Annotated in this window: 18 protein-coding genes; 12 read left to right on the forward strand and 6 right to left on the reverse strand. The window is 63.1% G+C overall.

Annotated elements, in window-relative coordinates; genetic code table 11:
* Positions 1-528 precede the first annotated feature (528 nt).
* Together AC6JA3_RS04310 and AC6JA3_RS04315 are read right to left on the reverse strand one after the other, a co-directional pair.
* Positions 529-1,479 (reverse strand): type IV toxin-antitoxin system AbiEi family antitoxin domain-containing protein, encoded by a 951-nt coding sequence (locus tag AC6JA3_RS04310; RefSeq protein ID WP_347782667.1) that lies wholly within the window; start codon positions 1,477-1,479, stop codon positions 529-531.
* A gap of 186 nt (positions 1,480-1,665) precedes the next feature.
* The gene (locus tag AC6JA3_RS04315) at positions 1,666-2,409 is read right to left on the reverse strand and encodes a hypothetical protein (RefSeq protein WP_347782668.1); all 744 of its coding nucleotides are present in this window, start codon (positions 2,407-2,409) and stop codon (positions 1,666-1,668) included.
* Position 2,410: 1 nt separating this feature from the next.
* Here AC6JA3_RS04315 and AC6JA3_RS04320 point away from each other — a divergent pair, with 1 nt between their 5' ends.
* Complete coding sequence (locus AC6JA3_RS04320) at positions 2,411-3,547, forward strand: hypothetical protein (protein ID WP_347782669.1); 1,137 nt, start codon at positions 2,411-2,413, stop codon at positions 3,545-3,547.
* A 116-nt stretch (positions 3,548-3,663) separates the two neighbouring features.
* On the opposite strand, the gene AC6JA3_RS04325 is transcribed toward AC6JA3_RS04320, so the two are convergent.
* Entirely contained in the window at positions 3,664-5,010 is a 1,347-nt protein-coding gene (locus AC6JA3_RS04325; RefSeq protein ID WP_347782670.1) for an 8-oxoguanine deaminase, read from the reverse strand.
* A gap of 537 nt (positions 5,011-5,547) precedes the next feature.
* Between AC6JA3_RS04325 and AC6JA3_RS04330 the strand changes: the two genes are divergently transcribed.
* The 5 genes from AC6JA3_RS04330 (at position 5,548) to AC6JA3_RS04350 (ending at position 13,183) form a co-directional block, all read left to right on the forward strand.
* Positions 5,548-6,042, forward strand: coding sequence for a nucleoside deaminase (locus tag AC6JA3_RS04330; protein ID WP_011776019.1), 495 nt, complete (start codon positions 5,548-5,550; stop codon positions 6,040-6,042).
* A 6-nt stretch (positions 6,043-6,048) separates the two neighbouring features.
* Positions 6,049-7,632: an NCS2 family permease gene (locus tag AC6JA3_RS04335; RefSeq protein ID WP_347782671.1), complete on the forward strand. Its 1,584-nt coding sequence runs from the start codon at positions 6,049-6,051 to the stop codon at positions 7,630-7,632.
* Positions 7,633-7,960: 328 nt separating this feature from the next.
* Entirely contained in the window at positions 7,961-9,286 is a 1,326-nt protein-coding gene (locus tag AC6JA3_RS04340) for an XdhC family protein (protein WP_347782672.1), read from the forward strand.
* Complete coding sequence (locus AC6JA3_RS04345; protein ID WP_347782673.1) at positions 9,277-10,215, forward strand: FAD binding domain-containing protein; 939 nt, start codon at positions 9,277-9,279, stop codon at positions 10,213-10,215. The genes AC6JA3_RS04340 and AC6JA3_RS04345 overlap by 10 nt, the downstream gene beginning before the upstream one ends.
* On the forward strand, positions 10,205-13,183 hold the full coding sequence (locus AC6JA3_RS04350) for a molybdopterin-dependent oxidoreductase (RefSeq protein ID WP_347782674.1): 2,979 nt from the start codon (positions 10,205-10,207) through the stop codon (positions 13,181-13,183). The genes AC6JA3_RS04345 and AC6JA3_RS04350 overlap by 11 nt, the downstream gene beginning before the upstream one ends.
* A gap of 74 nt (positions 13,184-13,257) precedes the next feature.
* On the opposite strand, the gene AC6JA3_RS04355 is transcribed toward AC6JA3_RS04350, so the two are convergent.
* Together AC6JA3_RS04355 and nboR are read right to left on the reverse strand one after the other, a co-directional pair.
* Positions 13,258-13,725: a GNAT family N-acetyltransferase gene (locus tag AC6JA3_RS04355; protein ID WP_347783634.1), complete on the reverse strand. Its 468-nt coding sequence runs from the start codon at positions 13,723-13,725 to the stop codon at positions 13,258-13,260.
* A 23-nt stretch (positions 13,726-13,748) separates the two neighbouring features.
* Positions 13,749-14,387: a nicotine blue oxidoreductase gene (nboR, locus tag AC6JA3_RS04360; protein WP_347782675.1), complete on the reverse strand. Its 639-nt coding sequence runs from the start codon at positions 14,385-14,387 to the stop codon at positions 13,749-13,751.
* A 160-nt stretch (positions 14,388-14,547) separates the two neighbouring features.
* On the opposite strand from nboR, the gene AC6JA3_RS04365 reads away from it, so the two are divergent.
* On the forward strand, positions 14,548-14,739 hold the full coding sequence (locus AC6JA3_RS04365) for a YegP family protein (RefSeq protein ID WP_026541924.1): 192 nt from the start codon (positions 14,548-14,550) through the stop codon (positions 14,737-14,739).
* An 83-nt stretch (positions 14,740-14,822) separates the two neighbouring features.
* Here the strand turns inward: AC6JA3_RS04365 and aceE are convergent, their stop codons facing one another.
* The gene (gene aceE, locus AC6JA3_RS04370) at positions 14,823-17,603 is read right to left on the reverse strand and encodes a pyruvate dehydrogenase (acetyl-transferring), homodimeric type (protein ID WP_497919919.1); all 2,781 of its coding nucleotides are present in this window, start codon (positions 17,601-17,603) and stop codon (positions 14,823-14,825) included.
* A gap of 290 nt (positions 17,604-17,893) precedes the next feature.
* On the opposite strand from aceE, the gene AC6JA3_RS04375 reads away from it, so the two are divergent.
* From AC6JA3_RS04375 to AC6JA3_RS04395, 5 genes are all read left to right on the forward strand, one after another.
* Positions 17,894-19,459, forward strand: a complete 1,566-nt coding sequence (locus AC6JA3_RS04375; protein ID WP_347782677.1) for an NCS1 family nucleobase:cation symporter-1 — start codon at positions 17,894-17,896, stop codon at positions 19,457-19,459.
* Positions 19,460-19,563: 104 nt separating this feature from the next.
* Positions 19,564-20,328, forward strand: coding sequence for an aspartate/glutamate racemase family protein (locus tag AC6JA3_RS04380; RefSeq protein ID WP_347782678.1), 765 nt, complete (start codon positions 19,564-19,566; stop codon positions 20,326-20,328).
* Positions 20,329-20,357: 29 nt separating this feature from the next.
* Entirely contained in the window at positions 20,358-21,125 is a 768-nt protein-coding gene (locus AC6JA3_RS04385; RefSeq protein WP_347782679.1) for an SDR family oxidoreductase, read from the forward strand.
* A 629-nt stretch (positions 21,126-21,754) separates the two neighbouring features.
* Positions 21,755-22,264: a putative endonuclease domain-containing protein gene (locus tag AC6JA3_RS04390; protein WP_497919920.1), complete on the forward strand. Its 510-nt coding sequence runs from the start codon at positions 21,755-21,757 to the stop codon at positions 22,262-22,264.
* A 179-nt stretch (positions 22,265-22,443) separates the two neighbouring features.
* Complete coding sequence (locus AC6JA3_RS04395; protein ID WP_223943681.1) at positions 22,444-23,931, forward strand: cation:dicarboxylate symporter family transporter; 1,488 nt, start codon at positions 22,444-22,446, stop codon at positions 23,929-23,931.
* Positions 23,932-23,975: the final 44 nt, after the last annotated feature.

Genomic DNA, 23,975 nt, shown 5'->3' on the forward strand with positions numbered 1-23,975 from the left:
CCCGTTTGTTGCCCGGACGTTGCCCGCACCCGTTTCGATGGCTTGCTGCGGGGTGTGCCGTGCGCGCGGCATGGTGTGCAGCGAACCCCCGGATTGGCGGGCCGCGTCGCCGCAACCCTGCCCGGTCGTTTGTTGCCCGGACGTTTGCCGGCTGCCGTTTCGATGGCTTGCTGCGGGGTGTGCCGTGCGCGCGGCATGGTGTGCAGTAAACCCCCGGATTGGCGGGCCGCGTCGCCGCAACCCTGCCCGGTCGTTTGCTGCCCGGCCGTTTGCCCGACTGCCGTTTCGATGGCTTGCTGCGGGGTGTGCCGTGCGCTCGGCATGGTTTGCAGCGAACCCCCGGATTGGCGGGCGGTGGCGACGCATCCCTGCCCGCCCGTTTGTTGCCCGGCCGTTTGCCCGGCTGCCGTTTCGATGGCTTGCTGCGGGGTGTGCCGTGCGCGCGGCATGGTGTGCAGCGAACCCCCGGATTGGCGGGCGGTGGCGCCGCAGCCCTGCCCGAGTCAGCCGCATCCTCACCCGGAGCCTCTACGGAACGGCCTGGCTCGTGGTGCGCAGAACCCCAAGCACGGTTGCTTTGAACTCCTGTTCCTGAAATAGATGCTTCCACTGGACCCGGATGAACTTCCAGCCCTGTGCCATGAGGGCCTTTTCACGTTGTCGTTCCTTGTAGATGACCTCGTCGGTGGGCGCGTATTCGAAGTACTTCACCTTCCCGTCGAACTCCAGAGCAACTTTCTTGTCCCGCCACGCAAAGTCCAGCCGATGACGACCCACAACGGAAGACACCTCCACCTGCAGCTCGGGAAGTTCGATGCGTAGCCGTTGGAGAAGTTCACGGCTCAGCGTTTCGCCCGGTGATTCTGACCTGGCATCGGCGTTTTCCAAAGCCCTCCGGAGAGTCCGGACTCCGCTGCGTCCGGCCATCGATGCGCACATTTGCTGCATCTTCTCCGCGTCGGCACCCTTTCTGAGCGCGTGATCCATCAGCACCAGGGCCTGTTTGTAGTTCAGGAGCCGGCAGCAGTCCACCACCGTTTGTTCCAACGGGGTGCATGGCATGCCCTGAATGAAAGCAACTGCACCCGTCAGCTTCCGCAGGCGGGTATGTGCAACTACGTCCCCGCCGTGAGAAGTGGAAGACGCTGTGGTTTCCGTAGTGATGTGGACCTTGTCATCGACGTCCCATAGAAACAATCCGTGAAGGCGCGCAGCCGAGGTGTGGCTGTAAACCGAGCCGCCGGCCGACGTCGTAAGAGTCCCGTGTGCGTGCGCGGCAACGAGCTGCAGGCTGCGGATCCACGGTTTCTGGGGCGTCCACGTGCTGCCTCTGATATAGCAACCGCGGCGTAGCCGTACCAGTTCTCCGGAGCGGACCAGCGCAGCAATTCGTCGATCGTGGATCCCCGCTTCGTGCAGTTCGCTGGTCCGCCACAAGTCCATTCCCGGGGGCAGCTGGGCACCGATTCTTTTCGTCATGAATCAAGCGTCGAAGGTACAGGAGAGTTGGCACAGGGGAGGGTTGGCCTATGTGGAGAACCGGCGTCGATGGTTCCCTGCCGAACGTGCCGTGCGCGCGGCATCCTGATCAGGGAACCCTCGAAGTGGGCGGCGTGGCGGAATTCGACTTACCGTATGCTGGGCCGACGACCACCTACGGGTACCTCAAGGTCGTGGCGGCCCTGACCGGACACGGGCCGCAAACTCCCGCTCGACCGGGCCGTCTACAGGCGGCGTGCGGCAACGAACGGGAATCCGACGCGCATCGCCGCGCCGTGCCGGGCGATGTCCCGGCTGAAACCCTGCCAAGGCAGGTGGCGAAAGAGCCGGCTGGGGAGACGGCATCGAGGCAGCTTCACTGCGGCTGCAACTCAAAGGAATGCAAGTCATGAAACTCAAGGTCTCAATTTTCGTGGCGGTGATGGCGTTGGCTCTTTCCGGGTGCACAACTCCTGAGCCACAGCCAACACCAAGTGCCACTGCGACTTCGACGGCGACGCCGACTGAAACTGCGACGCCGACACCCACACCCAGCGCAACGCCGACGCCGACTGAAACTGCGACGGCGACGCCCACACCCAGCGCAACGCCGACGCCGACTGAAACTGCGACGCCCACACCCAGTACAACGGCGACGCCGACTGAAACTGCGACGCCGACACCCACACACAGCGCGACGGCGACGCCGACTGAAACTGCGACGCCGACACCCACACCCAGCGCGACGGCGACGCCGACTGAAACTGCGACGCCGACACCCACACCCAGCGCGACGGCGACGCCGACTGAAACTGCGGCGCCCACACCCAGTGCAACGGCGACGCCGACCGAAACTGCGACGCCCACACCCAGCGCAACGGCGACCCCAACCCCAACCCCACCCACTCCACCCACCGGCAGCCTTTCCAACTTGGCCCGGGTTCCTTGGGACGGCGGACCGTCGTACTGGTCCAAGTTCGCCGGTGCGGCGAAGCTGAACGATCCCAATCTCTTCCCCGTGAGCGTCTTCTTCGGGAAGCCGGAACATGCCGCCCAGTTGAAGGACCTTGGAGTGAATGTCTATCAGGAGGCAGAACACGATGGCTCAGCACTGACCTCCATCACTGACACCGGGATGTTGGTCATTGCCGGCCAGGAGTGGACACGCGCCGAGGTGGGTAACAATGCCGGCGTTGTCGCCTGGGCGACGTTTGACGAGTGCGACATGGGCCTGGGTTGTTCCGGGAGCAACACTCAGGAGAACCTGCAGCAGATGAAGGACCTGGTGGCGAAGATACGCGCCTACGGTGATGGCCGCCCCATCAATGCCAACTACGGTAAAGGCATTCTCGGGACGTGGTGGGCCAGTGGGACCATGGATGATTTCCTGGCTGTGGTGGACTTCGCTTCCGCTGATAATTACGCCTACACCAGCCCGGCTGTGGGTGATGCCATCAAGGCTTCTCCCGCCTGGCCTGCGGGAGCGAACCCCGCGGCGAGTGCTGCGTACGGATGGCAGATTGACCGGCTGCGCTCCTTCCAGGCACCCCCTGGAATGAAGCCGAATTGGGCGTTTGTCGAATCGGCTCGGCCCTACTTGTCGGAGTCGAATGCCAGCACCATAACTCCTGAGCAGATGGAAGGAGCCATGTGGTCGGCCATCATCCATGAAGCCCGCGGAATCAGTATCTTCCAGCACAACAACGATTCCCGGTTCGGGACGTATTCGTTGGTGGACATCCCGGCGGACCGCAAAGCGGCGATCAAGGCTGCGCTGGCTGGCATCCAGTCGCTGGCACCTGTCCTCAACACCCAAAGCTATGTGTGGAACGCTGGAGCCCCGGGTGCGGACACCATGCTGAAGGCCAGGGACGGCGACGCTTATCTCTTCGCCGGCATCGGGTTGAATGGTGCCACCGGTTCAAAGACGTTCACAGTTCCTGACGGCATCACCGGCACGCAGGTGGAGGTGGTGGGCGAGAACCGCACCATTTCTGTCCAAGACGGGAAGTTCACGGATTCTTTCGCGAACGAGTACACGCATCACGTTTACAAGATCAGGATCTAGCTAAACCGCGCGCCCATCCAGGCCATCCGTTTCGGGGGTTCCCTGCTAACAGTGCCGTACGCACGGCATCCTGAGCAGCGAACCCCCGAAACGGGCGCGGCCAAAGCAGAAACAACCTACCCCGCCACCAACTTCCGCGCCGCAGCCGAGTGCTCAGCGATCAGTCCGGCCACATCCAGCCCGGGAATCGCACCGTCCACCACGCGCCACTGACCCCCGACCATCACCCGGTCGGCACGGTCCGCCCCGCAGAGCAGCAACGCGGCTACGGGATCGTGGCTGCCCGAGAACCGCAGCTCGTCGGGCTTGAACAGGGCCAGGTCAGCTTGGAGCCCCGGTGCCAGCTGCCCAATATCGGATCGGCCCAACACGGCAGCGGACCCACGGGTTGCCCAGCCCAGTGCACGCTCCACAGGAACGGAGGCGCCATAGCGGAGCCGTTGCAGATACAGTGCCTGCCGTGCTTCGAGGATCATGTTCGAAGCGTCGTTCGACGCCGAACCGTCCACTCCCAGCCCCACGGGAACGCCTGCTGCTTCGAGTTCCAGGACCCGCGCGGTCCCGGAAGCCAGGCGCATGTTCGACGTCGGACAGTGGGCCACCGCTGTTCCTGCGGCTCCCAGCCGCGCAATTTCCTCGTCGTTGAAGTGGATGCCGTGTCCAAGCCAAGTGCGTGATCCCAACCAGCCCACGGATTCCAGGTAGTCCACGGTCCGCAGTCCGAACATGGATTTGCAGAAGTCTTCCTCGTCAATAGTCTCTGCGAGGTGCGTGTGCAGCCGGACATCGAACCGCTCAGCCATCGCCGCAGACTCGGCCATGATTTCCTTCGTCACCGAGAAAGGCGAGCACGGGGCCAAGGCTATTTGCACCACAGCCCCGTCTCCGGTCTCGTGGTACTGACGGATCAGCCGTTCGCTGTCCGCAAGGATCGCCTCGGGTGACTGGACCGTGGTCCTGGGCGGCAGCCCGCCGTCGTCCTCTCCCAAGGTCATGGACCCGCGGGTCAGCGTGGCCCGCATCCCCATGGCACGCACGGCGGCGACTTCAATGTCGATTGCGTCTTCCATGCCGTCGGGGAAGAGGTAGTGGTGGTCGGCGGCGGTGGTGCATCCCGAGAGCAGCAGTTCGGCCAGCGCAACCTGCACGGCAAGCTCGAGGCTTCGAGGAGTCAAACGGGCCCACACGGGGTAGAGGTTCTGCAGCCACGGGAACAGGGGAGCGTTGGCCACCGGTCCCCAGGCGCGGGTGAGGGTTTGGTAGAAGTGGTGGTGCGTGTTGATGAGCCCGGGCAGGACAACGTGCGCGGAGGCATCAAAAACGGAACAGGGAAGCGATGGCTGCCCGCCCGAAGGCACCAGCTCGAGGATGGTGCCGGAGTCGGAAACCACCAGGCCGCCGCCGGCGTCGAGGTCGTTCGCGGTGAAGATACCCAGCGGGTTCTTGATCCATAGAGGGGTCATTGCAGGTTCCTTGTCTGGTCGGCGTGTACGCGTTCCAGCTCAGTTAGGCCCTGTCTGCTGATCCAGGTTGCCGGACCGTCAGAACGGGGTCCAGTCCGAAAAGCGTAGAATGCACGACGGCGGCCGTCAACGCCCGAGGTCGTCATCCGGTCACATTCGGGCGCCAGCCCCGGCACCACACGAGGCGCTTCCCGGCGCCAGCCCCGGCACCACACGAGGCGCCTTCCGGCGCCAGCCCCGGCCCCCCCGAGGCACCACACGGGGCACCACACGAGGCGCTTCCCCGCACCAGCCCCAGCCGACCAGTAATTTCGCATGACGAAATTAAGTTTTCAAAAAACTATGGCGCGGCTCACAAACCTGGTGCTACGCTCTAACTGCCAAAGGCGGGCACCCGGACCTCGGGAAGCTATCTACCAGGCGCAACTTAACCTTCATCGCACATGCTGAAGCCTGGTAACCAAGCTAACTGGAGCTCCTCTCTGTAGCGCCCCCGAACAGGTCACCTGGCTTCCTCAGCACTAAGGAAGTCGCAACATGAGTACAACCGTCACGGCCGAGCAATTCCTGGCCACATCCATTGAGCTGGCTACAGCCAATGTCCTTAACAGTGGTGGCCCTTTCGGCGCCGTCATTGTCACCGCGGACGGACGAGCCTTCGAAGGCGTCAACCGCGTTACCGCAACGAATGATCCCACCGCACACGCAGAGGTTACGGCCATCCGCAACGCCTGCCGCGAACTGGGGACCTTCGATCTCAGCGGAGCAACCCTCTACACCAGCTGCGAGCCATGCCCCATGTGCCTGGCTTCGGCACTCTGGGCACGCGTGGACCGCGTGTTCTTTGCCGCAGACCGTCACGACGCCGCATCCGTTGGCTTTGACGACGCCGTCTTCTACGAGTACTTCGAGAACGACAACCGGGACGCGCTGATGCCGGTAGCCAAGCTGGAACTGGGCGACCCCCAGGCTCCGGAGGCCCTCCAGCCGTTCAACACATGGAACACGCTTGATTCCAGGATTGACTACTAGGGCCCGGTGGCTGACATGAACATCCTGGATAACGCAGAAATGCAGACAGCAGCTGAGAAGCAGGCTGCGCTCTTCCCCAACGGAGAGAACAGCGCAGAGCCCACAGCAGCAAAGCACACGGCAACCGGCCTGGCAGATGGCAACAAGAAGCCCCCGGTGTCGAACTCCTTTCTGGACAGGTTCTTCCAGATCTCCAAGCGTGGCTCCACGCTGGCCCGTGAATTCCGCGGCGGACTGGTCACGTTCTTCACCATGGCGTACATCGTCATCCTGAACCCGCTGATCCTTGGCGGCTTCTCGGCAGAAAACGCTCCCACGGACGTGGCCGGCGGCTGGCTCTCAGCAGCACAGGTCGGTGCCGTAACGGGCCTGACTGCCGGCGTCATGACCATCATTTTCGGTCTGATTGCCAACTTGCCCTTCGGCCTTGCGGCCGGCTTGGGCATCAACTCGTTCCTTGCCGTCGCGGTCATCCAGGAAGTGACATGGCCAGAAGCCATGGGCCTGGTGGTCATCAACGGCATCCTGATTGTCCTTTTCGGTGCCACCGGCGCCCGTACGGCGATCTTCAAGGCAGTCCCCAAGGAACTCAAGGCCGCCATTACCGTTGGCATCGGCCTGTTCATTGCCTTCATCGGCTTCGTCGATTCCGGCTTTGTCCGCGCCACCACGGGCGGTCCGCCGGTCCAGCTGGGCGACAACGGCTCCATCACGTCCATCCCCACCCTCGTCTTCATTGTGGGTCTGCTGACCATGGGCATCCTCGTGGCACGCAAGATTCAGGGCGGCCTGCTGATCGGCATCGTCGCCACCACCATCCTCGCCGCCGTTGCCGAGGCCGTTTTCCACATTGGTCCCGGCAGCGCAGAGAACCCGGGCGGCTGGCACCTCAATGTCCCCATCCTCTCGAGCCAGTTGGTGTCCGTCCCGGACCTCAGCCTGGTGGGCCAGTTCGATCTCTTCGGTTCGTTCGCCCGGATCGGTGGATTGGCAGCAACCATGTTGGTTTTCACCCTGGTATTCACCAACTTCTTCGACGCCATGGGCACCATGACGGGCCTGGCCAGGAGTGCAGGCGTGGCGCATAAGGACGGCACGTTCCCCAAGCTGAAGTCGGCCTTCATTGTTGAAGGCATGGGCGCAGTGGTGGGTGGTGCGACGTCGGGTTCGTCCAACACGGTGTACATCGACTCGGCGGCCGGCATCGGCGAAGGCGCACGTACCGGCCTGGCCTCAGTGGTCACCGGTTTGCTGTTCCTGGGCTCGATGTTCTTCACGCCGCTTACTTCGGTTGTGCCGCTGGAAGTTGCAGCAGCAGCCCTGGTGGTGGTGGGTGCCATGATGATGGCGCAGATCCGCGAGATCAAGTTCACCAAGTTCTCGATTGCGCTCCCGGCGTTCCTGACCATCGTGACCATGCCGTTGACTTACTCGATCGCCAACGGAATCGGCGTCGGATTCGTTTCCTTCGCCGTGATCAGCGCGGCGTCGGGCAAGGCCAAGAAGGTCCACCCGCTGATGTGGGTGGTTACGGCCGGCTTCATCATCTACTTTGCCCGCGGCCCGATCAACGCCCTGATGGGCGTCTAACCGGGAGCCGCACCCGCGCCGGCGGTTGTTCCGGCACTCTGATCGGCGGTCCGCCGGCACCCACCGCACGAATAGGCGTCCGCCGTCGTCGTCCTTCCCGAACCATAAGGACTGGAAGGCACGACGGCGGGCGGCGGCTGGGCGGTCGACGCTCCGTCAAGGAACGGGGGCAGGGAGATGAAGCCCTTGCCCCCGTTCCCATGAACGCTTTTATCGATTACCTGCGACTTCCCCTCAACAACCTCTGGAAATGAGATTATGGGGCAAGATCGCGCACTGCTCCGGCCGGGCCACCCGGCTGGGACACCTGGAATAAGGATGTGTTGCCATGCTGGATCTGATGCCTTCACTGGGCAGCTGGCGGCCTGCGGTCTCCGGCCAACTGTGTGCTGTGGCCACGATCGTAGGGACTGGCGGTTCTGTGCCGCGGCCCATGGGAACCTCAATGTTGGTCTCCGAAAACGGCGAAATCCTGGGCAGCCTGTCCGGGGGTTGCGTGGAAGGCGCCGTGGTGGAAGCGGCTTTGGAAGCAATGCGCGACGGCGGCCCCCGCCTTGAGTCGTTCGGCTACAGTTCCGAGGACGCGTTCGCCGTCGGCCTTACCTGTGGAGGGGAACTGGAAGTCCATATCCAGCCGCTCCGGGCAGGATCGCCTGAGCTGTCTGTTTTTGCCGAAACCCCGCGTCCTGCGGCCTTGATCCGCCGGCTCGATGCGCACGGCGGAGTCATGGTGGTCAATGATCCCGTCCGGTTCCGTGCCATGGAGTCCGAGGAACTGGCCAAACTGCTGGGCGACCACCCCTCCACACTTTTTGCCGCCGCTGCCCAGGTGGAGCCACTGCTCCAAGGTGGCCGAGCCGGTTTGGTGCGCCTGGCACCGCCCGAGGGATGCATCGATGGCTGGGTCACCACGGAGAGGCTGGACATGCCCCCACAGGAGGAAACGCAACCGGAGCCCATCACCCTGTTGGTGGAAAGCCGGTTGCCGGCCGCCCGGATGCTGATCTTCGGCGCCAACGACTTCGGCGCAGCACTGCTGCCTGCAGGACAACTCCTCGGCTACAACGTGACCCTGTGCGACGCCAGGCCTGCGTTCGCCAAGCAAACCCGATTCGCGGGAGCAGACCAAGTGGTCACCGAATGGCCGCATCGTTACCTTGAAGCAGAGGCAGCGGCAGGACGCATCGATGCCCGCACCGTGGTGTGCGTCCTGACGCACGATCCCAAGTTCGACATCCCCCTGCTCCAGAGCGCCCTCCGTATCAACCTGGCGTATCTCGGCGCCATGGGTTCCCGCCGCAGCCACCGCCAACGGATCGACGCCTTGCTCGAGGCAGGCACTTCGCCGGAGTCCCTGGACCGGCTGCATTCGCCGATCGGACTGAACCTGGGTGCTGTCACTCCCGCTGAAGTGGCGGTTTCCATCACCGCCGAAATCATTGCTGAGCGCGGTGCGGGCCGGCGGACTTCGAGTGCCCCCGGGTTCCCTTCCCTCAAAGACAGCGCCGGCCCGATTCACCCAATGCCGATTCACGCAACGCCCAACGCAGCGCCGATCCCGGCCCCGACTTACGCAGCGCCCAACGCAGCGCCGATCCCGGCCCCGACTTACGCAACCACTCAACACCTCACTCAGGAGGACCCATGGACATGAACACCATCGAGGCCGTGGTCCCCACCACGGACCCCGCACAATGGCGCGACGGCGACGCCTGGCTCGCCGGGGGCACTGTCCTTTTCTCCTATGGAAGCACCGTTCTTAAGCGGCTCCTGGACCTTGGCCAGGCGGAATGGCCGGCCATCACCGTTACGGATGCGGGCATCGAACTTGCCGCCACCTGCACCGTCGCTGAGCTCTATGCCCTGCCGCAAACCGCCGAAGCAGCCAGCCGCGAGTGGCCCGGATTGGCGCTGATCCGGCCGTGCTGCGACTCGTTCGTGGCCTCGTTCAAGATCTGGAACATGTCCACCGTGGGCGGAAACATCTGCACCGGGCTGCCCGCAGGACCCATGACCTCGCTCTGCGCAGGACTCGACGGTGAGGCCACCATCCTCAGCCCGGACGGCACCAGCCGCAAGGTTCCCGTGGCCGACGTCGTGACTGGAGACATGCAGACTGTTCTGGCGCCGGGGGAGTTGCTCCGCAGCATCCATCTGCCGGCCAACGCGCTCTCCGCCCGTGTGGCCTTCCGCCGTTTGTCCCTGAGCAACCTCGGCCGCTCCGGTGTGCTGCTGATCGGCCGGCTCGACCCCGACGGCGGCCTGGTCATTACCGTAACCGCGTCCACCAAAAGGCCGGTGCAGCTGCGGTTCCCCGCCGGGCAGGTTCCCGACGCCGGGACGCTGGCTGACGCCGTCGGCGATTCCATTCCGTGGCCGCTGTACCACGACGACATCCACGGGCTCCCCGCGTGGCGGCGGGATATGACGTTCAAGCTGGCGGAGGAAATCCGGGCAGAACTGTTGGGCGAGTCCATGGCTGTGTCCGGCGATTTCTGGCCCCCGCACAATACCTCGCCCCAGCCGTCCACCCAGCCCACACCAACCACCACCCAGCAGAAGGAGGCCCCGAATGGCAATTGAGATCAACGGTTCTGCCTCGCAGGCCACACCCCGCCCGGGCCAGTGCCTGCGCACGTTCCTCCGTGAAGAGGGAAACTTCGGAGTCAAGAAGGGCTGCGACGGCGGCGACTGCGGAGCCTGCACGGTTCACGTAGACGGCACACCCGTCCACAGCTGCATCTACCCGGCTGTTCGCGCAGAAGGTAAAGCGGTCACCACCATCGAGGGCCTCGCGTCGGCCGAAGGCCTGCACCCTGTGCAGGAGCAGTTCCTCGAGGCCCAGGGTTTTCAGTGCGGTTTCTGCACCGCCGGCATGATGATGACTGCTGCAACGTTCGACGACGAACAACGCGCCAATCTGCCGCGCAACCTCAAGGGAAACCTGTGCCGGTGCACCGGTTACCGGTCCATCGCGGATGCGGTCTGCGGCCATGGCGAAGGCCACGGCGGCCGCCACAGTGGCGGAGACCAGCACGACGCCGGAGCTGACGTTTCGGGGGCACAGCCAGTTTCCGGGACGCTGCCTGATTCGGGCGCACAGCGTGTTTCCGGGGCACAGCCTGCTTCCGGGCCGGATCCTGCTTCCGGGGCACAGTCTGTTTCCGGCACGCAGCCGTCCGCTGCAACCGGCACTGCGCAGGCGATGGCAGCAGCAGCTGCCCCTGTTGCAGCCGCTCCGGGCCAGCTCGGCGACAACGTTCCCGCACCAGCCGGCCAAGCCGTGGTCACCGGGACCGCCCGCTACGCCCTGGACGTACCTGCCGAGGACCTTCCGGGCCTGCTGCACCTGAAGCTGCTGCGTTCGCCGCACCCGCATGCCCGGATCGTGTCCATCGACAAGGCCCCAGCATTGGCGGTTCCCGGCGTCGTGGCGGTCTTCACGCATGAGGACGCTCCACAGCTGCTGTTCTCCACGGCCCAGCACGAGAACTTCACCGACGATCCTGACGACACCCGGGTGTTGGACAACGTGGTGCGCTTCATCGGACAGCGCGTTGCTGCGGTAGTCGCTGAATCCGTGGGCGCAGCCGAGGCCGGGGCCCGGGCACTGGAAGTGAATTACGAACTCCTGGAGCCGGTGTTTACGCCGCAAGAGGCCATCCTCCCCGGAGCCCCGGCTATTCACGGAGAAAAGGACGGGGTCTTCTCCCGCATTTCCCGCCCGCATCACAATGTAGTGGCCGAGGTCCATGCCGAGCTGGGCAGCGTTGCGGACGGCTTCGCGGCGGCCGACTTCATCCACGAGCACACGTACCAAACCCAGCGCGTGCAGCATGTGGCCATGGAAACCCACTCGTCCATTGCCTGGCTGGATGAGGACGGCCGGCTGATGATCCGTTCCTCAACGCAGGTTCCGTTCCTGGTGAAAAGGACCTTGAGTCGGGTGTTCAACCTTGCGCCGGAGACCATCCGGGTGGTGGCGGGCCGGGTTGGCGGCGGTTTCGGTGGCAAGCAGGAGGTCCTTACCGAGGACCTGGTGGCCCTCGCCGCCCTGAAACTGCGCAGGCCCGTCCAACTGGAGTTCACACGGACAGAGCAGTTCACCGCGACCACCACCCGCCACCCCTTCACCATCAAGCTCAAGGCCGGTGCCAGCCGGGACGGGTACCTCACGGCGCTGCAGCTTGACGTCCTCACCAATACCGGTGCCTACGGAAACCATGCTCCCGGTGTGATGTTCCACGGCTGTGGAGAATCCTTGGCCGTCTACAAGTGCGTGAACAAGAAGGTGGACGCGCACGCGGTTTACACCAACACCGTCCCCGCAGGCGCTTTCCGCGGGTATGGGCTTAGCCAGATGATCTTCGCCATCGAGTCCGCCATTGACGAGCTGGCCATCGGGATCGGCATGGATCCGCTGGAGTTCCGGCTCAAGAACATGGTCCGGCCCGGCGACCACATGCTCTCCACAACCCCCGAGCCCGAGGAAGACGTCCACTACGGAAGCTACGGATTGGACCAGTGCGTCGCCTTGGTCAGGGATGCCCTGGACCGCGGCAAGGAACGCTACCGGGCTGCCGGCCTGGATGACCTCGGCCCGGACTGGGTAGTAGGGGAGGGCTCGGCGCTGTCCATGATCGACACCGTCCCGCCGCGCGGACACTTCGCCCACACCCGGGTGAGCCTGGAAGCTGACGGAAGGTTCGCCGTCGACGTCGGTACTGCCGAGTTCGGGAACGGCACCACCACCGTCCATGCGCAGTTGGCGGCCACCGCCTTGGCGACGACTGCGTCCAAAGTGACCGTGCGGCAGTCCGATACCGACCTCCTTGAGCACGATACCGGCGCGTTCGGCTCGGCCGGAACCGTGGTGGCCGGAAAAGCGACGCTCGGTGCGGCGCTGGAGCTCGGCACCCGGATCCAGACCGTTGCCTCGTCCCTGACGGGTGTTCCAGTGGCCGACTGCCGCTTGGCGGACGGTGCGGTGCAGTGCGGTGACCGTACGGTGCCGCTGACGGAAATCGTCGACGCCGCCCGGCTGCAAGGCGTTCGGCTCGCCACCGACGGCAACTGGGGTGGGACGCCGCGTTCGGTGGCGTTCAACGTCCATGGCTTCAGGGTCGCTGTCAACACGGGAACCGGCGAGCTGCGGATCCTGCAAAGTGTCCAAGCCGCGGACGCTGGTGTGGTGGTCAACCCGCGGCAGTGCCGTGGCCAGATCGAGGGCGGTATCGCGCAGGCCCTCGGCGCGGTGCTCTACGAGGAAGTAAAAGTGGACGACGCCGGCCGCGTCACCACGGACATCCTGCGGCAGTACCACATCCCTTCGTTCGCGGACGTGCCACGGAGCGAGGTGTACTTCGCAACCACCAACGACTCCACCGGGCCTTTGGGTGCGAAGTCGATGAGCGAGAGCCCGTTCAATCCCGTGGCTCCCGCGCTGGCCAACGCCATCCGCAACGCAACCGGCATCCGCTTCGGCGAGCTGCCCATCGCCCGGGACAAGATCTACCTGGCCCTCCGCGACCGCACCCTGATCCCCAACTGACCCCTGTCCCCATGCCAGCCCAACTAGGTAACAGCAAACGTCGCTATGAGCCCTCATTGCGACGTTTGCTGTACCTACTTGGGGGAGAGGGTGAGCTCCATGAACACGCTGTTCGGGTCCAGGGTGTAATCCCCAAAAGGCGGGCACTCCGTAAAGCCGTGCCGGGCATACAGCCTGCGGGCCGGGGCGAAATAATCCTCGGTACCCGTCTCCAGGCTCACGCGCCCGTAACCCAGCCGCGCGGCTTCGGCCACAATGTGCTCCAGCATCCCGGTGGCCACCCCTCGTCCGCGTGCGGCGGACGTAGTGCGCATGGACTTGATCTCGGCCTGCCCTTCGGAGAGTTTCTTCAACGCACCGCAACCCAGCAGTACCCCGTCTTCGCGGGCTGTCCAGAACGTAATGGACTCGTGCGACAACGCCGAGTGGTCCAGCGCATGAACGCTCTCGGCCGGGGAAGTGGCGAACATGTCGGCCAGGTGCTCGCTGAGGAGCTGGCTGACATCAGGGCGTGCGGGATCGTCGGGTTCGATGCGGATCATCATGCCCCCAAATCTACCCGGCGCTACCCTTCCAGAAGGTGCAGCTGGTCTTTGGTATCCAGGTCCTCGCCGGAACAAAGATCACTGCAATCCACCAGGTCCACCAAGCCTGGATGTGCTTTGAGGAATGAACGCGCGCCGGTGTCGCCGTGAGCTGCCGCAGCAGCGTCGGCGCGGAGTCCGACGTCGAAAATCACCGGGTGCCTGCGCTTCAGGTGACCCGACTCGTCAGGGTAGGCGGCTGCGGTGACCCGGCCGGGACGGTGGCTGCCCAGCAGCCTGCTGACCGCCGTCGGGGTTAAACCGGGTTGGTCCACCAGCGCCACCATGATGCTGTTTCCTGGGGCGGCGGAGTCGATTCCGGCTCGGAAAGAGCCGGCCATTCCCTTGGCCCAGTTCTCGTTCTCGACCACCATATGGGTGCCCAAATCGGTGTTGCTCCGAACATGCCCGGCCTCAGCACCGAGTACCACCACAACCTCGCGGCAACCGCCGTCGAACAAGGTATCGGCGAGAACCTCCACCAAAGTCCGCCCGCGGAAGGGCAGCAAGGCCTTGGGACCACGGCCCAGGCGGGTGCCGGCCCCGGCAGCGAGGAGCACACCCGTGGTGGGGGCCGTGCCGATGTCAGTCATATCCTCACCATACGCGCGGGGGTGCATGCGGTCTCTAGCTCCTTGGTGGCTTTCGAAGCGATCTACCTATATCGGTTGTAAATTACCGATCAGTAGGGCTTTTGGCTGTGTGAAATGGCCGATATCGTCTATGGGGGAGTTATGAAGTCAGCTCGGAAACGCAACGATGCGTGAAAGTACAGGGGAAATGGCTGGCAATTTCGAAATTCTCAAAGCAGGATCCAACTCATTCCGGTTCAGGCTTACCGCCGAGGACGGCACGGTTGTGGCAGTGTCGCCGCAGTTTCCGAACCTCAAGGCCGTGGTGGCCGGCATCAACGCCGTCCGCGAAAATGCGGCAACCGGCTTTGTGGTGGACCGCAGGAACCTGGGCACCTAGGCCCGGTTGGCAGAAACCAACGAAACAACAAGTGGCGGCAGCGTTCTTTACGAACACTGCCGCCACTTGTTGATACGGGGTGTTTAGGCGTCTCCGCCCGCTCCGCCGGTAGTGCCGGCGTTCACGTCCAGCAGTTTGTAGCGGTCAATGGCGTACGACGGCGCGCCCTCCTCGACCTCGCCCCTCGCCGCCAGCAACTGGAGGGTTTTGGCGACGATGGAGTGGGTGTCGTTTTTGAAGTAGCGGCGTGCGGCTTGGCGGGTGTCGGAGAAGCCGAAGCCGTCTGCTCCGAGGGAGGCGAAGTCGTTGGGGATGAATTGGCGGATTTGGTCGGGGACGGCTTTCATGTAGTCCGAGACTGCGATGACTGGTCCGGTGGTGCCTGCGAGTTGTTCGGTGATGAACGGGGTGCGGGCGGGTTGGCCGGGGTTCAGGAAGGCGTGTTCTTCGGCGGCGAGTCCGTCGCGTCGGAGTTCGTTCCAGGAGGTCACGGACCAGACTTCGGCGGCGACTCCCCAGTCTTCGTTGAGGATCCGGGCGGCTTCGAGGGCCCAGGGGACGGACACGCCGGAGGCGAGGATGTTCGCGGTGGGCCGGTTGCTGTCTCCTGTGGGGGCTTCGGCGAGGCGGTAGATGCCTTTGAGGAGCCCGTTGATGTCGAGGTTTTCCGGTTCCGCGGGTTGGGTGATGGGTTCGTTGTAGACGGTGAGGTAGTACATGACATTCCTGTCATCACCGGTGCCGTCAGCGCTGGTGCCGTCTGTGTTGTTTTCGCCGTACATTTCTTCGAGGCCGTGGCGGATGATGTGGCCGATTTCGTAGCCGTAGGCGGGGTCGTAGGTTTTCACGGCGGGGTTGGTGGAGGCCAGGATGGGGGAGTGTCCGTCGGCGTGTTGGAGTCCTTCGCCGGTGAGGGTGGTCCGTCCTGCGGTGGCGCCGATGATGAAGCCGCGGGTCATTTGGTCTGCTGCGGCCCAGAAGGAGTCGCCGGTGCGTTGGAAGCCGAACATGGAGTAGAACACGTAGATCGGGACCAGGGGTTCGCCGTGGGTGGCGTAGGCGGTGCCGGCGGCGGTGAAGGCTGCGACGGCTCCGGCTTCGTTGATGCCGGGGTGGATCAGTTGTCCGGCGGGTGATTCTTTGTAGGCCAGGACGAGGTCGCGGTCCACGGAGAGGTAGTTCTGGCCTTTGGGGTTGTAGATTTTCGCGGTCGGGAAGAACGCGTCCATGCCGAAGGTCCGTGATTCGTCCGGGACGACGGGCACGAAGCGTGCGCCGAAGTTTTTGTCCCGCATGAGGTCCTTCAACAACCTGACGAAGGCCATGGTGGTCGCGGCTTGTTGTTTACCGGATCCGCGTTTGGCTACTTCGTAGGACTTCGCTTCGGGCAGGGTCACGGGGGTGTGTTTGCGGCGGCGTTCGGGGACGAACCCGCCAAGTTCTGCCCGGCGGTCCATGAGGTATTTGATTTCCGGGGCGTCCATGCCGGGGTGGTAGTACGGGGGCCGGTAGAGGTCAGCGTCGAGTTGTTCATCGCTGATGGGGATGCGGAGGTGGTCACGGAAGGCTTTGAGGTCTTCCATGGTCAGTTTCTTCATCTGGTGCGTGGCGTTGCGGCCCTCGAAGTGCGGGCCCAGGCCGTAGCCCTTGACGGTTTTGGCCAGGATGACCGTGGGTTTGCCCTTGAACTCGGTCGCTGCCTTGTACGCGGCGTAGACCTTGCGGTAGTCGTGGCCGCCTCGTTTGAGGCCCCAGATCTGTTCGTCGTCCAAGTCCGCGACCATGTCCTTGGTCTGCGGGGACTTACCGAAGAAGTGTTCACGGACGAACCCGCCGGACTCGGCCTTGTAGGTCTGGTAGTCACCATCGGGGGTTTCGTTCATGATCTTCACCAACGCCCCGTCCCGGTCGTTTTCCAGGAGGTGGTCCCATTCGCGGCCCCAGACGACCTTGATCACGTTCCAGCCCGCGCCGCGGAAGAACGCTTCGAGTTCCTGCATGATTTTGCCGTTGCCGCGGACCGGTCCGTCCAGGCGCTGGAGGTTGCAGTTGATCACGAAGTTCAGGTTGTCCAGGTTCTCGTTCGCGGCGAGCTGGAGCAAGCCACGGGACTCGGGCTCGTCCATTTCCCCGTCACCCAGGAACGCCCAGACCTGCTGGTCCGAGGTGTCCTTGATGCCACGGTTCTGCAGGTACCGGTTGGACTGGGCCTGGTAGATCGCGTTCATCGGGCCGATACCCATCGACACGGTCGGGAATTCCCAGAAATCAGGCATCAACCGCGGGTGCGGGTACGAGGACAGGGCATGACCGGCCTTGGACTTTTCCTGCCGGAACCCGTCCAAATCCTCTTCCGTGAGACGGCCTTCCATGAACGCGCGGGCGTACATGCCAGGGGAAGCATGGCCCTGGAAGAACACCTGGTCCCCGCCACTGGGGTGGTCCTTGCCGCGGAAGAAGTGGTTGAACCCCACCTCGTACAGGGTCGCGGCACCGGCATAAGTGGAGATATGCCCGCCCACACCAATATCAGCCCGCTGCGCACGGTGAACCATCACCGCGGCGTTCCACCGCATATACGCACGGTACCGGCGCTCGAACTCCTCGTTCCCCGGGAACGGCGCTTCCTGGTCCACCGGGATCGTGTTCACATAATCAGTGGTCGTCACCATCGGCACACCCACCGACCTCGCGCCGGCACGCTGCAACAACGAACGCATAATGTACTGGGCACGCTCGGTACCCTGCTCCGCGATCAACGCATCAAGGGACTCAATCCACTCAGCGGTCTCTTCCGGATCACGATCAGGCAGCTGGGCAGTCAACCCGCTGAGGATGTGTGAGGTCTCTTCTCCTGCAGCCACGTCCAACCTCTCTTCATTGAATGTCTGGGCGCTTGCTCTGTGGGGGCGCTCAAGGAATTTCGTATTGTGAGAATAAAATTCTGCAATTCGAGATTACGTCTGCTGATGGGCAGCGTCAACACGGATTGCGTAACCAAAACAGTCAACTGGGAAACCGTTGCCCAAGCAACCGAATGTGACCCTGCATACACCGCGGATCCTTGACGTTACGTGACCTGAGTCATAGAGTGCTTTCACTATTCAATAACTAGATTCCGCAATGTGGAATCAGTACGAAGTGGAGATCCACGATGCAGACGACTTCATCAGTCGGCGTCACTGAGACTCCGGGAGAACCAAACGCAGGTGGCCCCAACCACCCGGTCGTGGGAAACACTGACCTCTGCGCCATTGCTTCCGAAGCCGCAGGCCGTACCATCAGCCCCAGTCTTTACAACATCGACCTTGCACCTACTAAGGCCAAGGGCCGCAAGTGGACCAGCTACAGCATCTTTACCCTCTGGGCCAACGACGTCCACAGCCTGGGTAACTATGCCTTCGCCATCGGCCTGTTCTCCCTCGGACTGGGTGGCTGGCAGATCCTGGTGGCACTGGGCATCGGTGCCATACTGCTGTTCGGCCTCCTGAACTTTTCCGGATTCATGGGACAGAAGACAGGCGTTCCCTTCCCGGTCATGAGCCGCATCAGCTTCGGCATCAGGGGAGCGCAAATTGCCAGCCTTGTCCGCGGCGCCGTCGCCGTAGCCTGGTTTGGCATCCAGACGTACCTGGCCTCTGTGGTCCTTCGCGTCATGCTGGTTGCCATGGCCCCGGGCTTGAAGGACCTGGACAGCAACTCCATCCTGGGCCTCTCAACCCTTGGCTGGCTCTCCTTCGTGGCCCTGTGGATCGTTCAGCTGGTCATCGTCAGCTTTGGCATGGAGATGATCCGTAAGTATGAGGCCTTCGCCGGCCCGGTCATCCTGGTGACCATGGCCGCAATCGCCGTGTGGGTCTTCATCGAAGCCGGTGGCGCCATCCAGTGGTCCGGCATCAAGGGCCTTGAAGGTGGGGAAATGTGGCTGACCATCTTCGCCGGTGGCGCGCTCTGGGTCTCCATCTACGGAACGTTCGTCCTGAACTTCTGCGACTTCACGCGGTCCTCCACCTCCAAGAAGTCAATCGTCAAGGGCAACTTCTGGGGCATTCCCATCAACATGCTTGTCTTCGGCGCCATTGTGGTTGTCATGGCCGGTGGCCAGTACAAGATCAACGGAACGGTCATCGAGAGCCCATCGGACATCGTCCAGAGCATCCCCAACACCCTTCTGCTGGTCCTGGCGTGCCTTGCCCTGCTGATTCTGACAGTGGCAGTGAACCTGATGGCCAACTTCGTTGCTCCGGTCTATGCGCTGACCAATCTCTTCCCGCGGCACCTGAACTTCCGCAAGGCAGCCTGGGTCAGTGGCACCATCGGCTTGGTCATCCTGCCGTGGAACCTCTACAACAACCCCATCGTCATCGTGTACTTCCTCGGTGGCCTCGGCGCATTGCTTGGACCACTGTTCGGCGTCATCATGGCCGACTACTGGCTGGTCCGTCGCGGCAAGGTCAACGTCCCTGAGCTCTACACAGAGGACCCCAAGGGCGCCTATTTCTACAAGCGCGGCGTGAACCCGAAAGCCATCATCGCCATGATTCCGGCGGCAGCAATCGCAATTGCCATTGCCTTCATTCCGGCATTGGCAGCCGCAGCACCGTTCGCCTGGTTTATCGGAGCAGGCGTTGCTGCACTCACGTTCTTCGCAGTGGCTGACAAGAAGCAGGTCCACGAGGACGTCTCCGGCGAGCCGATCGCCGTCGCCAGTACCCACTGACTCACCGAAACATCAAGGCATCGCCCGTCCCCCAACCAGCAGGATCCCAGCAAGCGGATCCGGGCCGGCCGGCAGGGACGGGCATTGCCGTTGGAAGGAAAACCATGCGCATCCTGGTCGCGAACGTCAACACCACCCAGTCCATGACGGACTCCATCGCCGCGCAGGCTCGTGCTGCAGCGGCCCCCGGCACCGAAATCATTGGCATTACCCCGCGCTTCGGCGCCGACTCCTGCGAAGGAAACTTCGAAAGCTACCTTGCCGCGATCGCCGTCATGGACGCCGTGGTCAACTATCCCGAACCATTCGACGCCGTCATCCAGGCCGGCTATGGCGAGCACGGCCGCGAAGGCCTCCAGGAACTCCTGGACGTCCCGGTGGTCGACATCACCGAAGCAGCCGCCAGCACTGCGATGTTCCTGGGCCATAAATATTCCGTGGTCACCACGCTTGACCGCGCGGTTCCGCTGATCGAGGACCGCCTCAAGCTTGCCGGCCTCGATGCCCGGTGTGCTTCTGTGAGGGCCAGTGGCATGGCCGTGCTCGAGCTGGAGGAATACCCGGAACGCGCCGTTGAAGCGATCGTGGGCCAGGCGGAACAAGCGGTCAACCATGACAAAGCCGAGGTCATCGTCCTGGGGTGCGGTGGCATGGCCGGTCTCGACGAGGAGATCCGTCAGCGCACCGGCGTTCCTGTAGTGGATGGTGTGGCCGCGGCAGTCACCATCGCAGAATCCCTGGTCCGCCTCGGACTCTCCACGTCCAAGGTCAGGACATACGCCACCCCGCGTCCCAAGACTGTCATAGGCTGGCCGATAACCGCGGCCTCAACCCACGCAGGACCCCAGCCTGCCGAAGCGGCACACTGAGGCAAAGTACGTCCCTGAAAGGCAACCATATGACTGACTCCAGCCTGCCCGCAGACCCCAGGGTCGCCGTCGTTACCGGGGCGGGTTCAGGTATTGGGCGGGCAGTTGCCCGGCTCATGCTCGCCGAGGGTTACCGCGTAGCGCTGGCCGGGCGTCGTGGGGCGCAGCTGCTCGAAACTGCGGGACGCCATCCGGAAGCGCTGGCAGTTCCGTGCGACGTCACAGCGCCCGACGACGTCGCCCGCCTTTTCGGGGAGGTCCGCCAACGCTGGGGCCGGGTTGATGTGCTGTTCAACAATGCGGGCATCTTCGGACCGGCCGGCGACGTCGGAGAGATCAGCGTGGAGGAGTGGGAAGCAACGCTTCGCGTGAACGTCACCGGTTCCATGCTGTGTGCGGCCGAGGCGGTGCGGACCATGAAAGCCCAGGAGCCCCAAGGTGGCCGCATCATCAACAACGGCTCCATTTCGGCGCATTCGCCAAGGCCAAGGTCCGTGGCCTATACGGTAACCAAGCATGCGATGACGGGCCTGACCAAGAGCATCGAGCTCGACGGCAGGGAGTTCGGGATCACTTGCGGGCAGATCGACATCGGCAATACCCGCACGGAGATCATGGACACCATCGGCGTGGGCTCCGGGGCGCTGCAGGCCGATGGCAGCCGCAAGGTTGAGCCGATGTTCCCGGTGGATGACGCTGCCCGGGTGGTGCTGATGATGGCCAACATGCCGGCCTCGGCCAGTGTGGGGTCCGTGGTGGTGACTGCTGCCGGCATGCCCTTTGTGGGCCGCGGCTAGCGAGTTTTTGTACACATAACGCCCTCAAAACCGCCCTTTCCGGGCATTAGCTGTACAAAACATCCGGTCTGAGGGAGCTGGTCTGTGGATAACTCTTTCTCGCCTCAGCGGTTGTGACTCAATGGGGCATGCGCCCGTTGTCTTCCCTTCCCCCGGCTCTTTCTGACCAAGCCTTTACTCTGGCTGCGGCTGCGGAATTTGGAGTTGCCCCAAAGAGACTCCGGGCATCGGACCTTCTGGTGCCCAGCCGGGGACTCCGCGTGCCGCAGCGGACGCAGACGTTGCTGGAGGTTGCCCGGCCCCACCTTGACCTCCGTCAGGGTGACTTTTTGAGCCATAACAGTGCCGCTGAGGTGCTGGGATTGCCGCTGCCCTCTTGGGCGCAGTTCAGGCCCGACGACGGCGGGCCGGTGACCGCCGTCGTCGAACCTATTCCCTGGGGACCAAAGAGCGGCCCTCATTTTCGGGAGCCGGGACGATTTATCCATCTCTCGCGGCCAAGGGATGGATCGTTGCCTCGGCGGAGGGGAGTGGCCGGCCATCGGCTGACATTGAGGGACGGTGATCTCACAGATCTGGAGGGGGTTATCCTCACGTCTGTGGCACGAACCTGGGTGGATTTGGCCACGATGCTGCCGATGGACGACTTGATCGTGGTCGGGGATGCCATTATCAGCGAGCACAGCCGCACCTTCGGCCCTCCCCGGGTGGCGCTTGTCTCCCTTCAAGCCCTCAAGAGTTTCGTGGAGAAGGCCAACGGTGTTCACGGCGTCCGCAAGGCTCGCGTCGCGTTGGAGTCGCTTCGCGTGGGTGTTGATTCTCCGCCGGAAACCAAGCTCCGGCTCTTGCTTGAAGAGGCCGGGCTTCCTGCATTCGTTCCAAACTGCCGGGTAGACGATGCGCTTGGCAAACCGGTGTGGACTGACTTGGGATGCCCGGAGTATCGGATCTGCCTTGAGTACGAGGGCCTTCATCATCTGTTACCAGAGCAGCAGGCTCTGGATGCTTATCGGGATCAGCGCGTCTCAGAGGCTGGCTGGCGACAGGTAAAGATCAACAAGATCGACATGACGCATGGCAGGAAGTGGGTGGTGGCCCGGGTATCCCAGGGGCTCCGCAAACAGGGATGGACGGGCTGAGGTTTTGTACAGCTGATGCCCTCATGGCTCGTCCTTTGGGGCATCACCTGTACAAAAAACCAAATGTGACTTCCACAATATGGAAACTGAATTCCCCCTTGCGGAATGGAACAAGCAGGCCTACATTTGAAAAACCCCCACAAAATGTGAGGCTGTTCACAACTGATTGGTTCAGAACAATGAAGATCCCAGACTCCGCGGCGCTGAAGGCGAGTTCGGCCCCGCAGAAGAAAAAGCGGCTGTACCAGTCGCTCTTTTTTCAAATCCTGATCGCCGTCGTCGCAGGTGTGCTCATCGGTCATTTTTGGCCGACCATTGGGTCCGCCCTTCGGCCACTGGGCGATGGATTCATTCAACTCATCAAAATGATCATCGCTCCGCTGATCTTCCTCGTGATCGTCACGGGCATCTCGGCAGTGGGCGACGTCAAAGCGGTCGGAAGGGTCGGGGTCAAAGCGCTCCTGTACTTCACCGGCGCCACTCTTTTTGCCCTTGTCTTCGGACTCATCGTAGGAAACATCGTTCAGCCTGGTGCTGGCCTTAATATCGACCCCGCTTCGCTCTCGCAGGACGCACTGGACGCCAAAACCGGTCATGCCGTCCCCAAGGACGCCGCAGCGTTCATCCTGGATGTCATTCCCGTCAGCGTGATCGGTGCTTTTGCCAACAACAGCCTGCTTCAGGTGCTGTTCTTCTCAGTCTTCTTCGGCGCGGCCATTGTGGTCATCGGCCGCGAACGCTGCCTGCCGGTCATCAGCCTCATGGAAACTGTCCTCGAACTGATCTTCAAGATCATGTCTTGGATCATGAGGGTTGCCCCCATCGGCGCCTTCGGTGCCATGGCCTTCATTATCGGCCAGTACGGGATCAGTACGCTGAGCACCTATGCCCTCCTGATAGCCGCCTGCTACGGAGCGGCCATCATCTTCATTGGCTTGCTGTTCGTAGTGGCTTGGGGCTTTGCACGCGTTCCACTATGGCAATTCCTCAAGTACACCCGCGAGGAATTCCTGCTGGCACTGGGCACCGCGTCCACAGAAGCTGTGATGCCGCGCATCATGACCAAGCTGACCAACGCCGGCTGCTCCCGTGCCACCACAGGCCTGGTGGTTCCCACCGGCTACTCGTTCAACCTCGACGGCGCCGCGATCTACCTCTCCATTTCGCTGCTGTTCCTGGCACAGGCCTTCGGGCACAACCTTGACCTCGGCCAGCAACTGGCGGCCTTGGGTGTCCTCCTCCTGACGTCCAAGGGCATGGCCGGCGTCCCCGGCTCGTCCTTCCTGGCGCTCTCCGCGACAGCCGCAGCCCTGGGTATCTTCCCGGTTGCCGGCGTCGCGCTCCTCCTTGGAGCCGACCGCCTCATGGACTCCATGCGGGTAGTGGTCAACCTGCTCGGCAACTGCGTGGCAACGTTCGTGGTGGCCAAGTGGGAAGGTCAGTTCGACCGCAGCGTCATGCTCCGTGCTTTCAACGGCGAAATCACCAACGAGGACACGGCCATCATGCTCGGCAAGGAAGAACTCTTTGCCCAGCAGGAACTGGAGCGGATCAGCGGCGGCCAGGAACCCTCACCGAAATTCCGCGGAGGCCCTGCTGCCGACGCCATCCCGCAATTCGAGATGAGCAAGAAGGGGCAATCAACCACCCCGGTCTGCCCGGACTAAACCGGATACTTTTTGTACAGCTGATGCCCTTAAGACACGGTCTT

Source organism: Arthrobacter sp. TmtSoilC79 (assembly GCF_059739405.1).